The 17,749-nt window shown below is 57.0% G+C and carries 24 protein-coding genes; 7 read left to right on the top strand and 17 right to left on the bottom strand.

Annotation, left to right across the window (positions count from 1 at the left end; translation table 11 throughout):
* Window positions 1-120 precede the first annotated feature (120 nt).
* The 10 genes from B7364_RS12825 to B7364_RS12775 all read right to left on the bottom strand — a co-directional run bounded on the left by B7364_RS12825 (window position 121) and on the right by B7364_RS12775 (window position 8,360).
* Window positions 121-495 carry a hypothetical protein gene (locus B7364_RS12825; RefSeq protein ID WP_157893693.1) on the bottom strand — a complete coding sequence of 125 codons (375 nt, stop codon included), beginning with the start codon at window positions 493-495 and terminating at the stop codon, window positions 121-123.
* A gap of 522 nt (window positions 496-1,017) precedes the next feature.
* Window positions 1,018-1,563: a DsbE family thiol:disulfide interchange protein gene (locus B7364_RS12815; RefSeq protein WP_085340434.1), complete on the bottom strand. Its 546-nt coding sequence runs from the start codon at window positions 1,561-1,563 to the stop codon at window positions 1,018-1,020.
* On the bottom strand, window positions 1,560-1,751 hold the full coding sequence (gene ccmD, locus B7364_RS12810) for a heme exporter protein CcmD (protein ID WP_085340433.1): 192 nt from the start codon (window positions 1,749-1,751) through the stop codon (window positions 1,560-1,562). Before ccmD ends, B7364_RS12815 begins: the two co-directional genes overlap by 4 nt.
* Window positions 1,748-2,467: a heme ABC transporter permease gene (locus tag B7364_RS12805; protein ID WP_085340432.1), complete on the bottom strand. Its 720-nt coding sequence runs from the start codon at window positions 2,465-2,467 to the stop codon at window positions 1,748-1,750. The genes ccmD and B7364_RS12805 overlap by 4 nt, the downstream gene beginning before the upstream one ends.
* A gap of 81 nt (window positions 2,468-2,548) precedes the next feature.
* Window positions 2,549-3,556, bottom strand: a complete 1,008-nt coding sequence (locus tag B7364_RS12800) for a hypothetical protein (protein WP_157893692.1) — start codon at window positions 3,554-3,556, stop codon at window positions 2,549-2,551.
* Window positions 3,553-5,382, bottom strand: coding sequence for a GldG family protein (locus tag B7364_RS12795; RefSeq protein WP_085340430.1), 1,830 nt, complete (start codon window positions 5,380-5,382; stop codon window positions 3,553-3,555). Before B7364_RS12795 ends, B7364_RS12800 begins: the two co-directional genes overlap by 4 nt.
* Window positions 5,379-6,131, bottom strand: coding sequence for an ABC transporter permease (locus B7364_RS12790; RefSeq protein WP_085340429.1), 753 nt, complete (start codon window positions 6,129-6,131; stop codon window positions 5,379-5,381). The genes B7364_RS12795 and B7364_RS12790 overlap by 4 nt, the downstream gene beginning before the upstream one ends.
* A complete protein-coding gene (locus B7364_RS12785) occupies window positions 6,128-6,880 on the bottom strand; it encodes an ABC transporter ATP-binding protein (RefSeq protein WP_085340428.1) in 753 nt (250 codons plus the stop codon). Before B7364_RS12785 ends, B7364_RS12790 begins: the two co-directional genes overlap by 4 nt.
* A gap of 94 nt (window positions 6,881-6,974) precedes the next feature.
* A complete protein-coding gene (locus tag B7364_RS12780) occupies window positions 6,975-7,328 on the bottom strand; it encodes a hypothetical protein (protein WP_085340427.1) in 354 nt (117 codons plus the stop codon).
* A 39-nt stretch (window positions 7,329-7,367) separates the two neighbouring features.
* Entirely contained in the window at window positions 7,368-8,360 is a 993-nt protein-coding gene (locus B7364_RS12775; RefSeq protein WP_085340426.1) for an adenosine kinase, read from the bottom strand.
* A gap of 78 nt (window positions 8,361-8,438) precedes the next feature.
* On the opposite strand from B7364_RS12775, the gene B7364_RS12770 reads away from it, so the two are divergent.
* On the top strand, window positions 8,439-9,335 hold the full coding sequence (locus B7364_RS12770) for an ATP-grasp domain-containing protein (RefSeq protein ID WP_085340425.1): 897 nt from the start codon (window positions 8,439-8,441) through the stop codon (window positions 9,333-9,335).
* A gap of 3 nt (window positions 9,336-9,338) precedes the next feature.
* On the opposite strand, the gene B7364_RS12765 is transcribed toward B7364_RS12770, so the two are convergent.
* The 5 genes from B7364_RS12765 to B7364_RS12745 all read right to left on the bottom strand — a co-directional run bounded on the left by B7364_RS12765 (window position 9,339) and on the right by B7364_RS12745 (window position 13,625).
* Window positions 9,339-9,701, bottom strand: a complete 363-nt coding sequence (locus tag B7364_RS12765; protein ID WP_085340424.1) for a bleomycin resistance protein — start codon at window positions 9,699-9,701, stop codon at window positions 9,339-9,341.
* A complete protein-coding gene (locus B7364_RS12760) occupies window positions 9,698-10,963 on the bottom strand; it encodes a UbiH/UbiF/VisC/COQ6 family ubiquinone biosynthesis hydroxylase (RefSeq protein WP_085340423.1) in 1,266 nt (421 codons plus the stop codon). The genes B7364_RS12765 and B7364_RS12760 overlap by 4 nt, the downstream gene beginning before the upstream one ends.
* On the bottom strand, window positions 10,963-11,715 hold the full coding sequence (locus B7364_RS12755) for a creatininase family protein (RefSeq protein WP_085340422.1): 753 nt from the start codon (window positions 11,713-11,715) through the stop codon (window positions 10,963-10,965). Before B7364_RS12755 ends, B7364_RS12760 begins: the two co-directional genes overlap by 1 nt.
* A 76-nt stretch (window positions 11,716-11,791) precedes the next feature.
* Window positions 11,792-12,778: an NAD(P)/FAD-dependent oxidoreductase gene (locus B7364_RS12750; RefSeq protein WP_198534241.1), complete on the bottom strand. Its 987-nt coding sequence runs from the start codon at window positions 12,776-12,778 to the stop codon at window positions 11,792-11,794.
* A 67-nt stretch (window positions 12,779-12,845) separates the two neighbouring features.
* Entirely contained in the window at window positions 12,846-13,625 is a 780-nt protein-coding gene (locus B7364_RS12745) for an enoyl-CoA hydratase/isomerase family protein (protein WP_085340420.1), read from the bottom strand.
* 86 nt (window positions 13,626-13,711) lie between these two features.
* On the opposite strand from B7364_RS12745, the gene B7364_RS12740 reads away from it, so the two are divergent.
* Genes B7364_RS12740 through B7364_RS12725 form a run of 5 tightly spaced genes read left to right on the top strand, consistent with a single transcriptional unit; the run spans window position 13,712 to window position 15,478 of the window.
* Window positions 13,712-14,158 (top strand): DUF3598 domain-containing protein, encoded by a 447-nt coding sequence (locus B7364_RS12740; RefSeq protein WP_085340419.1) that lies wholly within the window; start codon window positions 13,712-13,714, stop codon window positions 14,156-14,158.
* Window positions 14,159-14,194: 36 nt separating this feature from the next.
* Window positions 14,195-14,860, top strand: coding sequence for a hypothetical protein (locus tag B7364_RS12735; RefSeq protein ID WP_085340418.1), 666 nt, complete (start codon window positions 14,195-14,197; stop codon window positions 14,858-14,860).
* Between the two features lie 30 nt (window positions 14,861-14,890).
* Window positions 14,891-15,052, top strand: coding sequence for a DUF4287 domain-containing protein (locus B7364_RS12730; protein ID WP_232780906.1), 162 nt, complete (start codon window positions 14,891-14,893; stop codon window positions 15,050-15,052).
* A complete protein-coding gene (locus B7364_RS18180; RefSeq protein ID WP_232780905.1) occupies window positions 15,027-15,122 on the top strand; it encodes a DUF4287 domain-containing protein in 96 nt (31 codons plus the stop codon). Before B7364_RS12730 ends, B7364_RS18180 begins: the two co-directional genes overlap by 26 nt.
* A 2-nt stretch (window positions 15,123-15,124) precedes the next feature.
* Window positions 15,125-15,478, top strand: a complete 354-nt coding sequence (locus B7364_RS12725; RefSeq protein WP_232780904.1) for an SRPBCC domain-containing protein — start codon at window positions 15,125-15,127, stop codon at window positions 15,476-15,478.
* Window positions 15,479-15,585: 107 nt separating this feature from the next.
* Here B7364_RS12725 and B7364_RS12720 read toward each other — a convergent pair whose 3' ends face one another.
* Window positions 15,586-16,623 (bottom strand): SDR family oxidoreductase, encoded by a 1,038-nt coding sequence (locus B7364_RS12720; protein ID WP_198534240.1) that lies wholly within the window; start codon window positions 16,621-16,623, stop codon window positions 15,586-15,588.
* A 56-nt stretch (window positions 16,624-16,679) separates the two neighbouring features.
* Between B7364_RS12720 and B7364_RS12715 the strand changes: the two genes are divergently transcribed.
* Window positions 16,680-17,243: a TetR/AcrR family transcriptional regulator gene (locus B7364_RS12715; protein ID WP_085340417.1), complete on the top strand. Its 564-nt coding sequence runs from the start codon at window positions 16,680-16,682 to the stop codon at window positions 17,241-17,243.
* Window positions 17,244-17,251: 8 nt separating this feature from the next.
* On the opposite strand, the gene B7364_RS12710 is transcribed toward B7364_RS12715, so the two are convergent.
* Window positions 17,252-17,701: a hypothetical protein gene (locus B7364_RS12710; RefSeq protein WP_085340416.1), complete on the bottom strand. Its 450-nt coding sequence runs from the start codon at window positions 17,699-17,701 to the stop codon at window positions 17,252-17,254.
* Between the last annotated feature and the right edge of the window lie 48 nt (window positions 17,702-17,749).

The following is a 17,749-nucleotide window of genomic DNA, read 5'->3' as shown; positions in this document are numbered from 1 at the left end:
TTAGGGGGAACTTCGCTCAGCCCATGGGTGCGGACAGCCGCCCCCATGCATGCCGATAGCCATCGGCATAGGGGAACTCTCGAAGGCACGCATACAAAGAGGGGGTGGAGCTAGCCGCGCTTAGCGGAACAAGGCCAGCGCAAGTTGAGATGCACGATTGGTGATCCCAAATGGCTGTGACTCCAATTGTTGACGGATTCGCAGCGCCTGGAGGCGACCGGCATCTGTCGTAAGATCGTTGGCCGTTACCTGCGTTGAATTGGCAGACACAATCGCTTCCATCTGCGAGAGGAAGTCCATGTGGTGCGCTTTGGGCAAGTGATCGGACGGGGTTCGAGGGATAGTCAGATCAATTTCAAGGGCCTTTTCGGCATGGTCTGACTCAGTGTCGCGAGCGCGCATGTCGTCCGAAGTTTTTTGGGACGGATCACTGCGGGCTGCGACCTGCAGCTGTAAGGCCTGAAAGGGCCCAAAGCCAGAGTTGATGCCAATCATTGTATGATCCTTCATCAAGCGGTGGAACGCCATTCAGGCGCTTGGTCGTTGTAACCAAGCGCTATGTTACCCATGAGTTACAAATGAATGGTCCGCAGAATCAGGAGAAATTGATTCAAGTTCGAGATTGATTTGAACTAGATTTGAATCGGATTTTAACTAAATTTTCTGCCTAGACGCGGATATCGATGACCCGCCCAGGTCGGGCCAATCCGGTTTGCGCTGCGGCTTCTTCTGCCTTGACGGAAGGGCTTGAGTTTAAACCAGTCGTCGGTTGTGCTGGCGGGGCTTCATTGGACGGTGTCCGAGGCAGGCTGGAACGTTGATTGGTTGCACTCAACAATGCAGCAAACGCCTTGATCGACTCACTTGTGTTCGCCGAAGGCCGCGATGGGGTAGGGGTTTGGCCGAATGATTGGGGAAAAAGGGGTGGGTCAACTTTCATAGAAATAGGCCTAATCTGCGTTGCGTTAATGATTTACAAACAACTCGGGCAGGCCCGTCACCCCAAACAAACCAGCTTTAGGGAGTTGAACTGCGGGCTGCCAATTGCGCCAAATCGGCGGCAACTTTCGGCGTGATTTCGCCCCGATGTCGGGCCAAGACAATACCCTTCGCGCTGATGACATAGGTCTCAGGTACACCGCCTAAACCCAATTGTACCCCTGCCGCGCCCTGGCGATCAATGCCGGTCTGGGCATAGGGGTCGCCTAATTCATCCAGATACGCTTGGGTCTTGCTGGGGTCATCGCGATAGGCAAGGCCAATCACGACAAAGCGTTTGTCCTTGGCCAATTGCAGCAACATCGGGTGCTCAACCCGGCACGGTGCACACCAAGACGCAAACACATTCACAATGACAGCTCGGCCCTTATAGCTGGCAAGGTCAAGGGTATTGCCGTCCATATCGGGCAAAACAATCGGCGGAACGGGCTTGCCAATTAAAGCGCTGGCGTGGCGGTCAACCCGTTGGCCAAACATGGCCCAAGCAAATAATCCCGCCAGCGCCAGAAACAAGGCCAGCGGCAAAAAGGCCATTAGGCGATTGGCTTTGGGCTGTTCGCTCATGGGTTTGCGCCTGCATCCTTTTCTTGGCGCAAGGCTTCTAAGCGGGCCTTTTGCTGACGTCCATTCACAATGGCGCGCAGGATGAGGGCGGTGATGACCGCCACGCTCAAACCCCAAGCGCCCCAAACAAAACCGGCATAGCCACCCATGGCCATAAAGTCAGAGAGGGTAGCAAATTGTGGAGTCATGCCTGCAACCTCGCCTGAATCGCATCGGCTGAGCGCTTCCAGATTTCGGCACGCATGGCTGCCAAGGTCAAAGCGGCAAAGATCAACAGATACGCGACTCCCATCACCAGCAGGGGATGGAGCAAGCTGGGGTCAAGGCTCGGACCACCCTCGCGAATGACCGATGCCTGTTGGTGCAACGTATTCCACCATTCAACCGAGAAACGGATGATGGGGATGTTGATCGTGCCTACCAAGCACAGGATCGCCGCCGCTTTAGAAGCTTTGCTGGTCTCATCTAAAGCGCTTCGCAGCGCCATATAGCCCAAATAGAGAAAGAACAGCACAAGGACAGAGGTTAGCCGGCCATCCCACTCCCACCATGTGCCCCACATGGGCCGACCCCAAATGGAGCCAGTAGCCAGACATAAGGCGGTAAAGGCTGCGCCAATCGGTGCCATCACTTTGGCGGCAATATCGCCAAGCGCATGGCCCCATACCAGATAAGATACACTGCCAATTGCCATGCCAGTATAGGCTCCCACAGCAATCCAAGCTGCGGGCACATGAATATACATGATGCGCGCTGTTTCACCTTGCTGATAGTCGGCTGGGGCATAAAGCAGTGACCAAACCACCCCAATGGCGGTCACAAGGACGGCCAGCACACTGGTGATCGGCAACAGCCAGTTGCTGAGACCGAGGAAACGTTGCGGGTTTGCAAAGCCAGAAATCATAGGTCCTCAGTTAGAACGCACACGCCATCAGGTCCAGCGTTAGAGCGCGATCAGACGCAGCACAAAAGCGTGCACAATCGGTCAGGGCCCGGCCTGCAGAAGCAAGGCAGTCGGGGTCGAAAGCAGGGTCCCCAGCTTCGGTGGCACTTGATACGCCCAGCCGCGGGTAGCTTCGGCCAAGCGCTGGCCTTCTTGATCGGTTGCGGCCTTCCGCGCATCTACGGCTACTTTCACCCAGAATTGGCCATCAGCCTCATAGCCCTCCAGTGCTATGATTAAGCCTGATTTTAGGCTTGTCTCATGGCGAAAGCTTGCCGGGCCGATCAGCCGACTTTCACGTCGCGCATCTTGGAAAGCCAAGCGCGTCAACACCAAGGCGATATCGGTGATGGAGGCATTTGCTCTGCCACCGACCGGCGCAAAGCCACCATCGGGTCGGCGGACGATGTCAATCGGACCTTGCCGAGGCCGTGTGAGGCTTATGGTCGCAATCCGCTCTGGCGGGATATCAAACTGTGGCAAATCCAGCCACGCACGGGCGGAAGTCAAACTTGGCCAATCGGCGGACGTCACTTCATAGAAGGTGCTGTCATCGGACACCAAGACCAAGGTACGATCCCCCCGTCTTGCGAGGATAAGGGTGGCGAGCTTGTCTCGCGTTTCGGTCTCGAGCGACAGCCAAACCCCATCTCCGCCAGTACGCGGATCAATATCGCTGGCAGCGGCATCTTGTTGGGTTGGGGGTGGCAAGGCGCGGATATAGCGAAGGTCTGAAACGGCCTTCAAAAGGCGGCGCAGCGGCGCCTCGGCAATGTCATAGGAATCGGCGCGGGGCATGACCCACTTGCCTGAGACTTTCACGAGTTCAAATTGGTTTGAGGGCCCAAGAATCTGGATCCGGCTGACTTTTGATAAATCTCTAGCGAGTTTTGGGAAGAGCTTGCCCGATTTGGATTGCCCTGGCCCCGCCCCAGACCGGCTTAGATGGGCACCGAGGCTAAGGCCTATTCCAAGCAGCGTTATCGCGCCCAAGCGCAACACAATGTCCCGCCGCTTGAGGTCGCCGGTGGTCGAACCCATTCCAGTCATGCGCCGACCTTTCTGGCGCGGTGTCGCCGTAGCATCTGGACCAAGAGGCCCGCCAGCAACATGAGGGCAGGGATCACGATTCCGGGGATTAACATGAGGTGCGTTTTGATACGGGTCACGCCCTCTCGCACACCTTCTTGCACGGCTCGCAAGCGCGTCCGTGCCTCTTGCACCTCTTGGCGGGCTTGGGCGCGTTCCCTGTCTGTCACATCAGAGGCAATCACCCCTTCAAGCGCTTCTGTGGTCTCAATGTCTTTTAAGCGGGCTTCAGCAAGCGCCAGTCGGGTTTCTAATGCTTGCTCTTCTTCTAGAATGCGGGCTTGAGCGGCCTGCCGCAATTTTTCAACTTCAACCAAGTTGCGCGGGCGGGGCGTTTTGGATCGCAGGCTTAGAAGTTGCGTTTTGCCCGCAAGATAATCGACACTATTAAGGAGCAAGCGCGCATTATCGGCCACCGTGCCGGTGTCATCGACATAGAGGCTGTCGGCCAAAAGATCGACGTCGCCAAAGATGAGGATTTGGCCGGGGCGGGTGCTTGTTTTGAGTGTGCTTGCGTTTTGATCGCGCGGATTTCCGTCAGGAAAGGCGGTGGTCCATGTGCCTTGCACCTCTGCGGCCAAGACTTGGCGCTGGCCTGAGCTTTGCCAATTTAATTGCACATCTTGTGGGCTAATGCCCGACAAGGCGCGTTGGGCCTCTAATCGCATGGTATCGGGCGACGACGTCAAAAGCGGGGTAAAGCGGCTGCTGGTTTGACCAAGGGGGACCACCTCTCCCGGCGTCGCGACATGCACACCTTGGCTTAGGCCCGATGTGATGGCTTGGTCCTGATTAAGGCCGCTAGCTGGCACGCGAAAAATCAGGGGCTGGGGGGCAATCGCGTTACGCCCTGCAAGGCCGGTCTGTACGGGTAGCGCAAAAGTGCGGTCTGCAATCACATCGCCTTGGACGCTAAAGCCCCACGCTTGCGTCAACCGACCCAGCGCTTGGCTGCCCTGTTCGAGTCCGCCGCCACCATCCCGCGACACGGTCGAGGCGGGGTCGAGAAAGATCATGAGCTTGCCGCCAGAGAGGACATATTGGTCGAGCACAAATTGCTGTGCATCGGTCAAAGCCTCTGGCTGGGCCAAAATCAGCACGTCGATGCCAGTTGGAACTGCCTGAAAATCGGGGCTAAGCAGCGAGAAATCCGTTTCCTGCGTCAACAGCTGCGCAACCTCAGCCACAGGTCGCAGGCCACCCCTTTGCGGGTCCGACGTGACGAGCCAAGGCAAGCTTGTCAGCATGGCAACCCGTGTTGGCTTTGCTTCCTGAAGTTTGACCACCGCACGTGTCAGGTGAAATTCAAGGCTGGCTGCGTCACGCGGGTCCAGCAACGGCAGCACCACATCGCGGCCATAGGGGCTTTTGATAACCAAACCGAAAAAGGCTGCGGCATCATCCGGGTTAGGGCCTGGAATAGGGGTTAGTCCCGCTTTCAGCGCTTCGTCTTCTGCGGCTGAAAAGGGCTTGATATCGGTAATGGTCAGTTTGATCTGGCCAGCGGCTTGGCTGGCATAGACAGACAACAAGTCAGCCACCCGCTTGCTAAAGCTCCTCAGGACGGGGTCCTCGGTTAGGGCGTCGCGGGACACATACAGGCGGAGTTCTAAAGGCTGTTTCATGTCGCCCAATACTGCTCGTGTGCTGGCCGAAAGCGTATAGTCTTGGTCTTGCGTGGTATCGAGGCGCAGTGTGGCAAACCAATTCTGGCTGATCATTTGGCTGCACAGAAATAAGGTCACCAAGAGTGTTGCAGCAAGCCGGGTAAAAAGGGGCCGTTTCATGCCTGCCCCCCGCGCTTATGGTCAACCCACAGGCCAGTCAGAGCGAGGCCCAATGCCATAACAGCCAGAAAGTAGCTGAGGGCACGGGCTTCGATCACACCTCGCTCAAACCCTGCAAAAGCGTCCAGCATGGACAGCGCAGCAAGCGCTTCAGTTAGGGGCAGCGGCAGAAAACCTGCCAGCGTGCTACTTACCAAGGGCAGGCCCGCCGCTGTAGCCAAAAAGCTCAGGCTTAGCGCCAGAACAAAGCTTAAGACCTGACTGCGGCTGGCCGCAGATGCGGCCATGCCAATCGCCAGATATGCGCCCGCCAACAAACACGATCCCAGATAAGCCGTCACAGTCGCACCATGGTCCACCGGGCCAAGTAGGCTAACACCGAACCAGAGCGGGGTTGTGAAGGCTAGCATCAGGCACGCCAAGGTCCATGCTGCCATGAATTTCGCCAGAACCAGCGCGGAGGTCGGCACCGGTAACGCCAGCAAGGTTTCCAGCGTGCCGGTCCTTGCCTCGTCACTCCAAGCTCGCATGCTGAGCGCAGGCATTAAGACCACAAACAGCCATGGGTGGAATTGGAAAAAGGCAACCAGTTCAGCGCGGCCCGCTTCAAATAAACCGCCCACTTGAAATGCCAAAAGGGCTGAGGCCGACACAAAACTGGCACCAAAGATATAGGCGAGGGGGTTGCCGGCATCTTGGCGCAACTCCCGCCAATAGAGGGCGCGAAAGCCGGTCCAAAAGGCAGTCATGCGTGTGCCTCGCCCGGCTGATCCGGCCCGTCGCTTGACGCTACGGTCAGGCGATAAAACACGTCTTCAATCCGCCCCTTGGGGTCTTGTGCGGCAAAGTCAGCTGGGCTCTGGTCTGCGCGTATTTGACCCTCGGCTATCAAAATCAAACGGCTGCACAAACTGATGACTTCGTCCAATTGGTGGGTTGAAATCACAATGATCCGTCCGGGGGAAAGATCCCGGATTAGCGCCCGCGTCACGCGCTTTTGGTTGGGGTCAAGACCATCGCTTGGCTCATCCAAAACAAGGACAGGTGGGTCATGGGCCAGGGCACCGGCCAGCGCTACGCGCCTGCGATAGCCCTTCGAGAGGCTTTCAATCCTGCGATCCAGCACATCTTCAATCTGAGTGCGTGTGGCGGCCTGGCTAACCAAAGCGGGGCGCTGGGTACGACCAAGCCCGCGCGCGGCCAATAAAAAGTCTAAATAGGTGCGCGGGGTCATATCCTCATATAGGGGGGCATGTTCGGGCAAATAGCCCAGTAGGGCTTGGGCAGCCTTGCGGTTCGACCACATATCATGGCCTAGCAGGTGCACACGGCCGAGGTCGGGCTCAAGCGTGCCCGCAATCATCCGCAGCGTCGTCGTCTTGCCCGCACCATTGGGACCGACAAAGCCCACCACTTCGCCGGGTGCAACCTCAAAGCTGACAGAGTTCACCCCCCTTTGGCCAGCATAGGTTTTGGTAAGCCCGTCAAGTTTCAGCATGCTGGTATGTGTTCCCGTCGCAGGTTGGGCTTTCTAGCTCTCAGAGCCGGACAGGGGAAGGGCAGCCCGCACGTCAGCGCGGCGCGCCGGGGGCTCAACTGCGCGGTGGGCGGGTTGGCTGCGGTCTACGCATTGCTTGCTTTGGGCGCGGTTGTGCCTTGACATCAAAAAAGATGGCGATCGGCGGGTTTTGACTTTCGCTAGAAGCCGGAGCTAGGCGTACACCCCCACCGACAGGCTCGATCGTATCGATAAAGCTGCCGACAGGTGGCAACGCATCGCTCGACCGCGTGATGCGGACTATGCGAGGCCGTTCTTTGCGCCCCTCAGTCTTTACCTGAGGCGCAGTTACGCCGTCAGAGCGATAGGTGGAAACGCTTTGGGCTTGCCCGCTAGAGGCAAAGCCTAAGGCAACGAGTGTTCCAAGGTAGGCCGCATGCTTAATCATGACACACCCACCGCAAGTTTTACGCCAATCTACCTGCCTTTATAGGCCCCGCGCAGCGGCCAGCTCTGCAAGGCTAACCAGGGGACGCGCGCCATAATGGGAAATCACTTCGCCCGCCGCCAAGGAGCCCAATTTGCCGCAGGCCTCAAGCTCGCGACCCGAGGCGAGGCCAAAAAGCACGCCTGCCGCATAAAGGTCGCCTGCACCGGTAGTGTCGACCACTGCGGCAACCGGATCGGCCGCAACTGTCACAACTTCGTCGCCGCGGGCCAGAACAGAGCCCTTTTCAGAGCGGGTGAGCGCGACCAAATCGCAATCCTGGCGCGCTGCGGCTAAAGCGGTGTCAAAGTCTGGTGCGTCATATAGCGCGATAATCTCGGCCTCATTGGCAAACAAAATATCGATATGATTGGCCACCAAATGCCGGAAAGCAGCTTTGTGACGGTCCACGCAGAACAGGTCTGACAAGGTCAGTGCCACCTTATTGCCAGCGGTATGAGCGATTTCAGAGGCCTTTACAAAAGCTGCTTTGGCTTCTTCGGCGTCAAACAAATAGCCTTCAAGGAAGACGATTTGGGCCGAAGCCAGTTTCGCTGGGTCTAAATCCTCTGGCGTCAAAAGCGGCGAGCAGCCCAAGAATGTGCTCATGGAGCGCTGACCATCGGGTGTGACATTGATCAAGCAGCGTGCCGTTGAAGGGCCGTTCGAATGGGGTGGCGTGTCATAAGCGACGCCGCCTGCATTCATGTCGTGGCGAAACACTTTGCCTAATGTGTCATCGGCAACCTTGCCAATATAGGCCCCCTTGCCACCTAGTGAGGCGATGCCAGCCAAGGTGTTGGCGGCTGACCCACCTGAGCTTTCTTGACCTGCCGCCATGGTTGCATAGAGGCGCTCAACCGCTGGCTCATCAAAAATCAGCGTCATGGCGCCCTTGGCAATTTGATGTTCTGCGAGGAATTCGTCCGTAGCAGGCGCAATCACGTCAACAATCGCATTCCCTACACCGCAAACATCAAATTGGGTCGTCATTTTTGGGCTCCTTGCCGCAAGCAATTTAGTGCGGGCTTGCTCTAGACGTTTGCGCGCGTTGCGGCTAGCGGCTTGGACATGAAACCAATCGCACTGCTTGTCACCCACGACTATTATCCTAGCCGTCCGGATCGGGCCGAGCCCGATTATGCGCATAATCAACTTGTGCTGTTGCGCGAGGCCTTCGCCCCATCCGGTGTCGAGATTGAACCGGTATTCTGGCAGGATGAGGGAACAGTTTGGTCGCGCTTTGGTGCGGTTTTGCCGTTGCTGGCTTGGAATTATCCTCAAGCAACAGATACTTTCTTGAAGCGTATCGCGGAAATTGAAGCTTCCGGCGCGCGTCTGTTGAATGGTGGTGACGTCATTCGCGCCAATATGGACAAGGGCTATTTGGCAGAGCTTGAACGCCGCGGCGCGCCTGTTCCTCCGACTTTGGCGATTGAGGCTTGCAGCCCTGAAGTCATCCTACAAAGCTTTGATCAACTTCAGGCCGATGAAATCATCATCAAACCGCGCATCGGTGCGGGCGCGTGGCGGCAAGCCCGGTTAAAGCGCGGGGAGCCTGTGCCCAGCGCTGATATTTTGCCGCCAGCAGCGGCCCTGATCCAGCCCTTTCTGCCTGCCGTCACCGAAGAAGGCGAATTGTCGCTGCTTTACTTTGGTGGACGGTTTTCCCACGCCCTCATCAAGCGGCCCAAAGCCGGTGATTATCGCACGCAAGGCCAGCATGGCGCAGTCGAAACTGGCATCGATGCACCCGAAGGTGCGCTGGAAGCTGCTCAAGCCGTGCTGGCCAAGGCAGACGGCACGCCCTTGACCTATGCTAGGGTTGATCTTGTGCGCGGGGCGGACGGAAACTGGCTCTTGATGGAGTTGGAATTGATCGAGCCGTGGCTCTATCTGGCACTCGACCGCCAAGGTGGCAAACATGGCGCGAAACTCTTTGCCCAAGCCGTGCTGGAGCGGCTGTAGGCGTTAGTCGTTTTGGATCATCCGGATCAATGACCCGTTCGGGTCGATCATATAGGAAATCGTCAAGCCAGAGGCTTCCTTTTGCGGCGGATGCACCCGCGGCATCCCAACGGCGGTTTGCGATATGCCAGCGGCGACACAGGCTTGATAAAGCCCCGGCAAGTCATCAACCCGCAAGCAACTCCCGAATGATGAGGTGGCCGGGTCCAAATCTGGATAGGGAAAAAACTCCAATTGCAGGCCACCGCGCGAGAGGATCATCCAGCCGGGCGAGACATAATCTTCAACAAAACCCAGCTTTTGGTAAAAGGCAGAGGTGGCTACCATATCGATCGCGGGCAAATTAGGTGTGGCAAAATCGGTCACGCATTAGCCCTCAGTTTTTCACCGCGCAGAAGTCTCGGCAAGTCGCCCACGGCGCCACCAGCATGACTGGCAAAAAAGCGGCGCGCCGGGCCAATGGCGTCAACAATTCCAAGGCCTAGGGTGCGCAAGGCCCGGACTGGGGCGATATCGTTGGAGAAAAGCCGCACAAAAGCATCACAGGAAATGGCCAAGGTCATGGTATCGGTCCGCCGCCATTGGGCATAGCGTTCAAGTACGGCCAAATCGCCTAAATCTTGACCAAGACTTCGGGCCTCCACCAAGACTTCGGCTAAAGCTGCAACATCTTTGAGCCCAAGGTTCAGACCTTGGCCTGCAATCGGGTGAATACCGTGAGCCGCATCGCCGGCGAGCGCCACGCGTGGTTTTGCCCAAGTCGCGGCCAGTTCCATCGACAAGGGGTAAGACCAAACAGGGGCATCAAGCTTGACGGTGCCAAGGAAATCACCAAAGCGGCGCGCTAATTCTTGCTCGAGATCGGCGCGGTTCATGGCCAGGAGCGCCTTGGCGCGGCTTGTTTTCTCTGACCAAACGATATTGGCGCGATTATGCATCAAAGGCAGGATGGCAAATGGGCCGGTTGGCAGGAAATATTCATGCGCAACCCCTTGATGGCTGTGCTCCATCGCAACGGTCGTTACAATGCCGGTTTGATCATAGGACCAGCCATAGGTGCGGATGCCTGCTTGTTTGCGGATATATGATCCCCGACCTTCTGCACCGATGATCACTGGTGCGGTTACTTCCTTGCCTGATTTTAGGCGCGCCGAGACTTGGCCTGTCCCAATTTGCACATCCTCAATCTCATCGGGGGCAAAGCGGGTGATGTTAGGCCGCGCCGCTGCCTCTTGATCGAGCGCTAGGCGAATCCGGCGGTTTTCAATCACCCAGCCTAAGGGCTCATCGCCTGCCCCTGTTTCGCGATGGTCAAAATGTAAGGTGAGGGAAGACGGACCACCCTTGCGCGAGGGGCTGCCGACCCGACCGTCTGACACCAAAATCTGTTCAATCGGCTGCACCTCGCCAATATGACCGGCGACGCCCAAGCTCTGCATCATGCGATATGTGGCAAATCCCATCGCGGTGGCGCGACCGTCAAAGGTTTCTTCCAACAAATCCGCTGCTGGTAGCCGATCAATGACCGCAACCGTCAGTCCGCCTTGGTCTAACGCTAAAGCCAAGGTTAGCCCAACTAAGCCGCCGCCAGAAATCAGGACATCGAAACGATTGGGGGCTTGGGCCATCAGGCGGTCTCAGCAAAGAAATTGGTGGCGTCGGTAATCAGGGCCTTGGCTGCGGCTTCAACAATTTTGCCGCCTTGCTCTGGCGTCGACTGGGTTGGGTCAGAACCGATGCGGCCATCGGCGAAACGGCGGCGATAGTCGGCAGCATCGCGGATCGGACCATTGGGTGCGATCTTGGGATCTAGCACCAGCTTGGCGAGGTCGGCGCGTTCGGGATAGGCCCAATAGGTGACTGCAACTTCCGACGCCGTGCCGTGTGAGCCATGGCCCACAGGATACATGTCGAGGCACAACCGCTCTATCCCCGGCAATTCCCACCAATTCTTCAACATATGCGCAAAGGGGGCAGCTTCGCCCCGCAGCGAGTAAGGGGCATAGGTTTCTGCAAAAGCGGCTTGGATGGTTGCAACATTGCCGCCATGGCCGTTGACCCAATAGAGGCGGTCAAAGCCCGCGCGCGTGAGGCTTGCCGTCCAGTCGACGATGGTCGCGATCATGGTTGACGGCCGCAAAGTCATCGAGCCTGGAAAGCCCATGTGGTGTTGCGCCATCCCGATGGAGAAAGGGGGAGCCAGCAAAATATCAGCCTGCTTTTCGGCTTCGCGCGCAATGATATCGGGGCAGAGCGCATCGGTGCCAATCAGGCCCGTTGGGCCATGCTGTTCGTGGCTACCAATCGGAATAATGATCCCGCGTTTGCCTGCTTTCAGCCGCTGATCAATTTCGGGCCATGTGGCTAAGGACAAGAACATGTGGGCTTCCTTTGGACAATCCGACTGAGAGAAACGCTGTATCAGAGCTTGTAGTGCGGTCTTTTCATTTTGTCAGCTAAGCTGACAGGGCCCGGCCCAAGTGGTGGCCAGATAGCCAAGCCGATTCCACCCGTGGCCCAGACAACCAGTCGCCGCACGCGCCAATGCCTTGACCCTCATCATAAAGATATCCGGGTCCGTGGCTGGTTTCGACCCGCGCATAGCGCCAGCGATGGGCGGCTTGAACAAGTGGCTTTGGCAGAGGGCCGGCCAGTTCAGCCAAGGCTTCGAAAAGCGCCACGCTAATCTGGTCGGCGCTTTCTTCTAACTGTGCCGCCGACCATGCGGGGTGGGCATGCACAACATAAGTCGCAGGCCCCGTGCGGCCAGGCTTAGAGACGCTAGAAGAAATCACATCCAACACAGGGTGGGCGTCAAAGCGTGCCATGTCCCAATCAAGTGCCAAGGGTGCGTCAAAGGCAATCAGTCCAGCCCAGCAGGGCAGAGAGCGGATCGCTCTGGCCTGTTCGCTGATTGGGCGTGTGTGGGCTGCCAAAAGGTCGCTGACTTGTTCGGCGGGCACTGCGCAGATGACTTGGTCATACGGTCCCAAAGTCTCGCCTGTTTCAAATTGCAGGTGCCACGCGCCTTTTTGCCCCGAAAGGGCTCTGACCCGCTTGCCCCAAGCCGGGTTCAAGCCTGTGGCAAGGCCGCGTACAAGGCCATTCATGCCCGGCGTGCCGACATAGCGGGGTTCATCCCCCAGCGTCTGGAATTGGCCGTCGCGATCCATGCGCACGAATGTGCCACGCCACATGGCGACCGCACCTTGTGTCTCCAACGCCGCGATGGTCTTTTGAAAGTCCGGGTTGCGCTGGGTAAAAAACTGCGCGCCATGGTCAAAATAAGCTTGTCCTAAGGGGGTATCGACCCTCCGGGTCGACATGCGACCACCCGGCCCACGTCCCTTATCAGACAAGGCGACTTGATGTCCGGCGTCAGCCAAAGCCTTGCCGCAAGCTAAACCACTAATCCCCGCGCCAATAATGGCAAAACTGGCCACGTTGTCGTCCTCTTTTTGGTGGGCTCTTGGCCCCAAAGTCACGCGCTAAGAAGTAGCGCACTTGGGATCAGCGCACAGGAAATTGCGCAGGCCTTTTTGCCATAAAGGCGGCAAAGCCTTCTTTGAAATCGTCGCCAGTAAAGCTTGCACCAAATAAAGCCCTGCTGGCTTCGGCATCGTCACAACCGCCGCGCAGCATCGCCAATATCTGCTTTTGGGCCCGGATCGAATAGACTGAGGCCGCGCTGATTTTGGCGGCATAATCGGCAGCCACCGCTTCCAATTCTTCCCGCCTCACCCGGCGGTCAATGAGGCCACAGGATAAGGCCTCGGCGCTGTCGAGCAGGCGGCCAGTAAACAAAATGTCTTTGGCTTTGGAAAGGCCAACGGCTTGGATTAAACGCCGCGTATCGCCCGAACCATAAACAAGGCCCAGCTTAGCGGGGGTGACGCCATAGCGGCTATCTTCTGTCCCGATCCGCAAGTCACACGCCAAGGCAAGGCCACAGCCCCCACCCACACATGCCCCTTCGATCAAGGCAATCACAGGTTTAGGGCAATCTTCCAGCGCCTTCATTGCACCTTGAATCTTCTCATCATTTTGAAGCGCAGCTTCAGCTGTAGCATAGACTTCCGGCATTTCGGCAATATCAGCCCCAGCAGCAAATACCCCACCAGCCCCTCTCAGGAACACGAGCTTGATTTCTGGGTCAGCGACCGCTTCAGCCACACGATCTGGCAAAGCTGCCCACATGGCCACCGTCAGCGCGTTGCGCTTCTCTGGCCGATTGATCCACAAAGTGGCAGAGTGATTATCATGGCGCTGCAGAAGGATGAGGTTTTCCACGGGAAGGCCTTGTCAGAGGTATAGGATATATCATTTACTGGCGCAGCTTAGACGTCTTTGGTCTGCTTCAAAAGGGATTCTGCATTATGGACACAATTCGAACCGGCATGCCGCTTCTAGCCCGTCATGAGGGCGAATGGGTGGGCGAATATATCCATGTTGATGCCAATAATGTCGAGTTGGATCGCCATGCCTCGCATCTGCAATGCAAATTCCAAGATGACGCGACCTATCCCTATTATCAGATCAATACCTATACGTGGCCCGACGGGCGCCGCGAGGAAATCCATTTCCCCGCAACCTATAAGGATAAGCAGATTTGGTGGGACACCGAACGCATCTTCGGTCGGGCTTGGGAAATTGACGATAAGACAGTTGTGCTGACCTGGACCCGCAAAGACAGCCCTGGCACCTATCTGTATGAGATGATCCAGTTATCCGATGACGGCAATGATCGCGGTCGCACCTGGCATTGGTTTGAAAACGACAAGCTGGTGAAGCGCACTTGCATCAAAGAGCGGCGTGTGAAGTAAGTCTTTTTCTTTGTTTGCCCGCCTTGAGGAGACTTCATGGGCCTCTATGACATCCTCGTTTATGTCCATGTCTTGGCTTTTGTCTTCTGGCTAGGCGGCGATCTTGGCGTGGCAATCTTAGGCTCGGCTTTTCGCAATCGGGCAAAGCCACTTGCCACGCGGCTAGAGCTTTTAAGGCTGTTGGGCGTCGTCGATATGGGGCCGCGCACGGCTTGGGTCGTGATGGTGCCCTTGTCGATCACGCTGGTTGATGTGGCAGGCTATTGGGCTGTGCCCGATTGGGGTCTGTGGCTAGCTTGGTTGGTGGGGGCGGTCTGGATGAGCCTGACCTGGGCCATCCATGTGATGACGGGCAAGCCCATTGTGCCCCAGCTCAAGCAGATTGAATTCTGGTTGAAACTTGCCATCACAGCCTTTTATGCCGGTATCGGCATCACTTCACTTCTGGGCTGGGGGCCATTGGTTGAAAGCTGGCTTAGCCAAAAGGCTTTGGTTTTTGCTGCCATTTTTGGCGCAGCAATCATGATTGATGTCGCAGGCAAGCCAGTTGGCCCGCTCTTATTGGCAGTCATAGAGAAGGGCTCGAGCGATGAAACCGAAATTCCACTGCGCAAGGCGATGGACCGCGCCCGCTTGTGGGTCTGGTTGACCTATGCTTTGCTGTTGGTGATTGGCTTTTTAGGAAGTGTGAAGCCGACCTAAGTGCCCATTTTGCCAGCAGGTGCGTGCCGTATGTCTTTTCAAGCCTATCTAGATACCATCCACAAAAAGACGGGCCTAACCCCAAACGATCTTCGCCATCTGGCAGACGAGCAAGGGTGGACCGAGGCAGGAATTTTAAAGTCCAGCACCAAGGCAGGGTGCGATAGTGGCTTGGCTAAAGGCACATCATGATTTGGGTCATGGCCATGCCATGGCTGTTTTCGCGCTGTTCAAGGGTACCAAAAAGGAAGAAAACGCTTGAGTATGGCTGACGCACGAACTCTTAAAATCACCCGTCATCTCAAAGCGTCGCGCGCCAAGGTCTGGCGCTGCTGGTCTGAAGGCGACCTCCTGAAGCAATGGTATTGCCCTAAGCCGTGGTATGTGTCGGTGGCCAAGATTGATGTACGCGCGGGTGGTGCTAGCCACATCGTTATGAATGGTCCGGCCGGGGAAGAAAATCAGATTTATGGTCAATATCTTGAGGTGATCGAAGGCCATAAGCAAACCTTCACCGATGCCTATGTTGGCGACTGGATACCCAGCACTAACGCCCCCTTCATGACCGGCTATGTCGTGTTAGAAGATGCGCCAGACGGTGGCACCCTGATGGAATGAGGCGCGCGGCATTGGAGCGAAGAAACCAAAGCCCAACATGAAGCTATGGGCTTTGGAGCCGGTTGGAACGCCGCCGCCGATCAATTAGAAGCTTTGGCGCAGGGGCTTTAAGCCCGCACGATGCCTTCGCGGATCAGGCTCCGGGCCGTGTCGGTGATGGAGGTGCGGACATCGCGAGGGGCCCAGCCGACGAGGGTTTTGGCCTTGCTATTGTCGGCCATCCGGACTTTGTCGAGCTCAAAGGCCACCCCTCTAATGACGGGGTCGAAATTGGCGATGATCCGGACCAGCCAGCTTGGTAGACGCCCAGTTGGGGCTTTGCGCGCTTGGGTTCCCAAATCTTCACGCAGGACACGCGCCACATCTTCGACCCAATACCAGTCGCAGGCCGCCATGAAACGCTCACCGGCCGCTTTTTCATGGGTCATCGCCCGAATATGCAGGTCCGCGACATCGCGAACATCCACCAGCGAGAAGCCCAAGCGCGGGCAAGCCGGGAAGTCCCCGTTCAGCAGTTTTTGCACCAAGAGAATGGAGGTGGAGAAGTCCGGTCCAAGAATTGGCCCCAAAACAGCCCCTGGATTGACGGTCGCAAGCTCCATGGTGCCACCTTCGGACTTGATAAAGTCCCACGCCGCACGCTCGGCAATTGTTTTGGACCGGACATAGGCACCCGTGTCGGGGCTGGTTTCATCGGTCCAGTCTGCCTCAGTATAGGCGGTCGTCCGCGGTTGTGATTGCCCATAGGCGATGGCGGCCATAGAGGAGGTTAGCACAACCCGCTTGACCCCCGCGTCGCGGGCAAAGCGCAGTGCGCGTAGGGCCCCTTCACGGGCAGGGCCAATCAATTCATTCTCATCCTTCGGCATCACCGCCGGGAAGGGAGAGGCAACATGGTGAACAAATTCAACGCCTTCAACAGCTTCCGCCCAACCATCGTCGTGCGTCAAATCTGCAGCAAAAAAAGTTAGATTATCCAGATTAGGGGTCAGCTTTTTCAGGGTTTCGCGAACCTCAGGCTCTCTGCCCAGATTCCGGATGGTGGTGCGGACAGGATAGCCAGCTTCCAAAAGCTGGGCGATGAGATAGCCACCAATATAGCCAGATCCGCCCGTCACCAGCACTAAGCCCTTGCCTGCCATCATCCTATCCTTCATTTCCACAAATTGACATTATGACGATCTGACATTATTATCGCGAAATGTCAATACGTTTAGACGGCGATCCGCGTCGAGACCAGATTCTCCAAGCAGCCTTGGCTGTTTTTGCGCGCTATGGCTTTAAGCGCGCCACGATGGAGGATGTGGCCAGTGAGGCGGGCATTTCCCGACCCGCACTGTATCAGTCTTATGAGAATAAGGCGGCGATCTTTGCGGCCTTGGCGGTGGCCTTGGGCCAAGCAAGCTGTGATGCTGCCGAGGCTGCTTGGCCAGCCGAAATGCCGTTTCACGAGGGCTTGGCTGCGGCGGGCCTTGCTCTACATGGGGCTCTTTGGCAGGCCATTCACACCTCGCCCCATGGTGCCGAGCTGATGGCAACGAATTCCGCCCTGGTTGGCAATGTTGTCGCTGCCGTCGACAGTCGCATGCAGGCCTTGGTACAGGCCCGCCTGGCCCCGCTGGTGGAGGCAGAGCGTGTTCCCGTTCAAGCACGCGCCATAACCGCCGCGCTGCAGGGGATTAAAGCGAGTGCAACGAGTTTTGAGGATTTAGCCCTCCTCACCACCCAATTTGCTCGCCTAATCGGGGCAGGCCTTACCGTTTAAAGCCGTGTTTAGCGAAAGCAGGCATTGCCTTCCCAACGGAAGCTTTCCACCTTCTTATCGCTTGAGACCACAAATCGTCGAATGCAATTCTGATTGACCGTATATATCGGCGAGGCGTTCAGAACCGGCACGGATTCGGTGTATTGCACCGTCCGCACATTGCCAGCCGCATCGGTTTCGGTGCGAAAGCGGGTTACTTCGCGAAAGCTGGTATAGCTTTCGCCACCTTGGGTACTGGTGCGCTTTTGCTCATATTGCAGCACTTCGCGGCCATCGGTCAGCTTGTAGGATGATTGCGGTGGCCCGAACGCCAACACCAATTCGTCGGCTGATTTGCCGACAAAGCGCTGCACCATTTGGTCTTCATAGGCTTTCGCCCGCTCTTCAAAGGGAATTGTTTCGCAAGCTGCGGTGAGGGCCAAAAGCCCACACGCCAGCATGATTTGAATAGGCTTCATCGCCTGTCTCCTGCTCGGTTGCGTCCCTGTATGAAGCCAGATAGATCG

This window comes from Aquidulcibacter paucihalophilus (genome assembly GCF_002105465.1).
Lineage (GTDB): Bacteria > Pseudomonadota > Alphaproteobacteria > Caulobacterales > Aquidulcibacteraceae > Aquidulcibacter > Aquidulcibacter paucihalophilus.
The sequence above is the reverse complement of the archived record's forward strand: the minus strand, read 5'-3'. Positions and strand labels throughout refer to the sequence as shown.

Bases quoted from the DNA above. Each gene is read 5' to 3' on its own strand.
- B7364_RS12720 (WP_198534240.1), bottom strand. From the start codon at position 16,623: ATGATGGCAGGCAAGGGCTTAGTGCTGGTGACGGGCGGATCTGGCTAT.
- B7364_RS12740 (WP_085340419.1), top strand. From the start codon at position 13,712: ATGGACACAATTCGAACCGGCATGCCGCTTCTAGCCCGTCATGAGGGC.
- ccmD (WP_085340433.1), bottom strand. From the start codon at position 1,751: ATGACTCCACAATTTGCTACCCTCTCTGACTTTATGGCCATGGGTGGC.
- B7364_RS12730 (WP_232780906.1), top strand. From the start codon at position 14,891: ATGTCTTTTCAAGCCTATCTAGATACCATCCACAAAAAGACGGGCCTA.
- B7364_RS12795 (WP_085340430.1), bottom strand. From the start codon at position 5,382: ATGAAACGGCCCCTTTTTACCCGGCTTGCTGCAACACTCTTGGTGACC.
- B7364_RS12755 (WP_085340422.1), bottom strand. From the start codon at position 11,715: ATGTTCTTGTCCTTAGCCACATGGCCCGAAATTGATCAGCGGCTGAAA.
- B7364_RS12790 (WP_085340429.1), bottom strand. From the start codon at position 6,131: ATGACTGCCTTTTGGACCGGCTTTCGCGCCCTCTATTGGCGGGAGTTG.
- B7364_RS12775 (WP_085340426.1), bottom strand. From the start codon at position 8,360: ATGACGACCCAATTTGATGTTTGCGGTGTAGGGAATGCGATTGTTGAC.
- B7364_RS12770 (WP_085340425.1), top strand. From the start codon at position 8,439: ATGAAACCAATCGCACTGCTTGTCACCCACGACTATTATCCTAGCCGT.
- B7364_RS12780 (WP_085340427.1), bottom strand. From the start codon at position 7,328: ATGATTAAGCATGCGGCCTACCTTGGAACACTCGTTGCCTTAGGCTTT.
- B7364_RS12815 (WP_085340434.1), bottom strand. From the start codon at position 1,563: ATGAGCGAACAGCCCAAAGCCAATCGCCTAATGGCCTTTTTGCCGCTG.
- B7364_RS12710 (WP_085340416.1), bottom strand. From the start codon at position 17,701: ATGAAGCCTATTCAAATCATGCTGGCGTGTGGGCTTTTGGCCCTCACC.
- B7364_RS12805 (WP_085340432.1), bottom strand. From the start codon at position 2,467: ATGATTTCTGGCTTTGCAAACCCGCAACGTTTCCTCGGTCTCAGCAAC.
- B7364_RS12760 (WP_085340423.1), bottom strand. From the start codon at position 10,963: ATGGCCCAAGCCCCCAATCGTTTCGATGTCCTGATTTCTGGCGGCGGC.
- B7364_RS12735 (WP_085340418.1), top strand. From the start codon at position 14,195: ATGGGCCTCTATGACATCCTCGTTTATGTCCATGTCTTGGCTTTTGTC.
- B7364_RS12715 (WP_085340417.1), top strand. From the start codon at position 16,680: ATGTCAATACGTTTAGACGGCGATCCGCGTCGAGACCAGATTCTCCAA.
- B7364_RS12785 (WP_085340428.1), bottom strand. From the start codon at position 6,880: ATGCTGAAACTTGACGGGCTTACCAAAACCTATGCTGGCCAAAGGGGG.
- B7364_RS12800 (WP_157893692.1), bottom strand. From the start codon at position 3,556: ATGACTGGAATGGGTTCGACCACCGGCGACCTCAAGCGGCGGGACATT.
- B7364_RS12825 (WP_157893693.1), bottom strand. From the start codon at position 495: ATGATTGGCATCAACTCTGGCTTTGGGCCCTTTCAGGCCTTACAGCTG.
- B7364_RS12725 (WP_232780904.1), top strand. From the start codon at position 15,125: ATGGCTGACGCACGAACTCTTAAAATCACCCGTCATCTCAAAGCGTCG.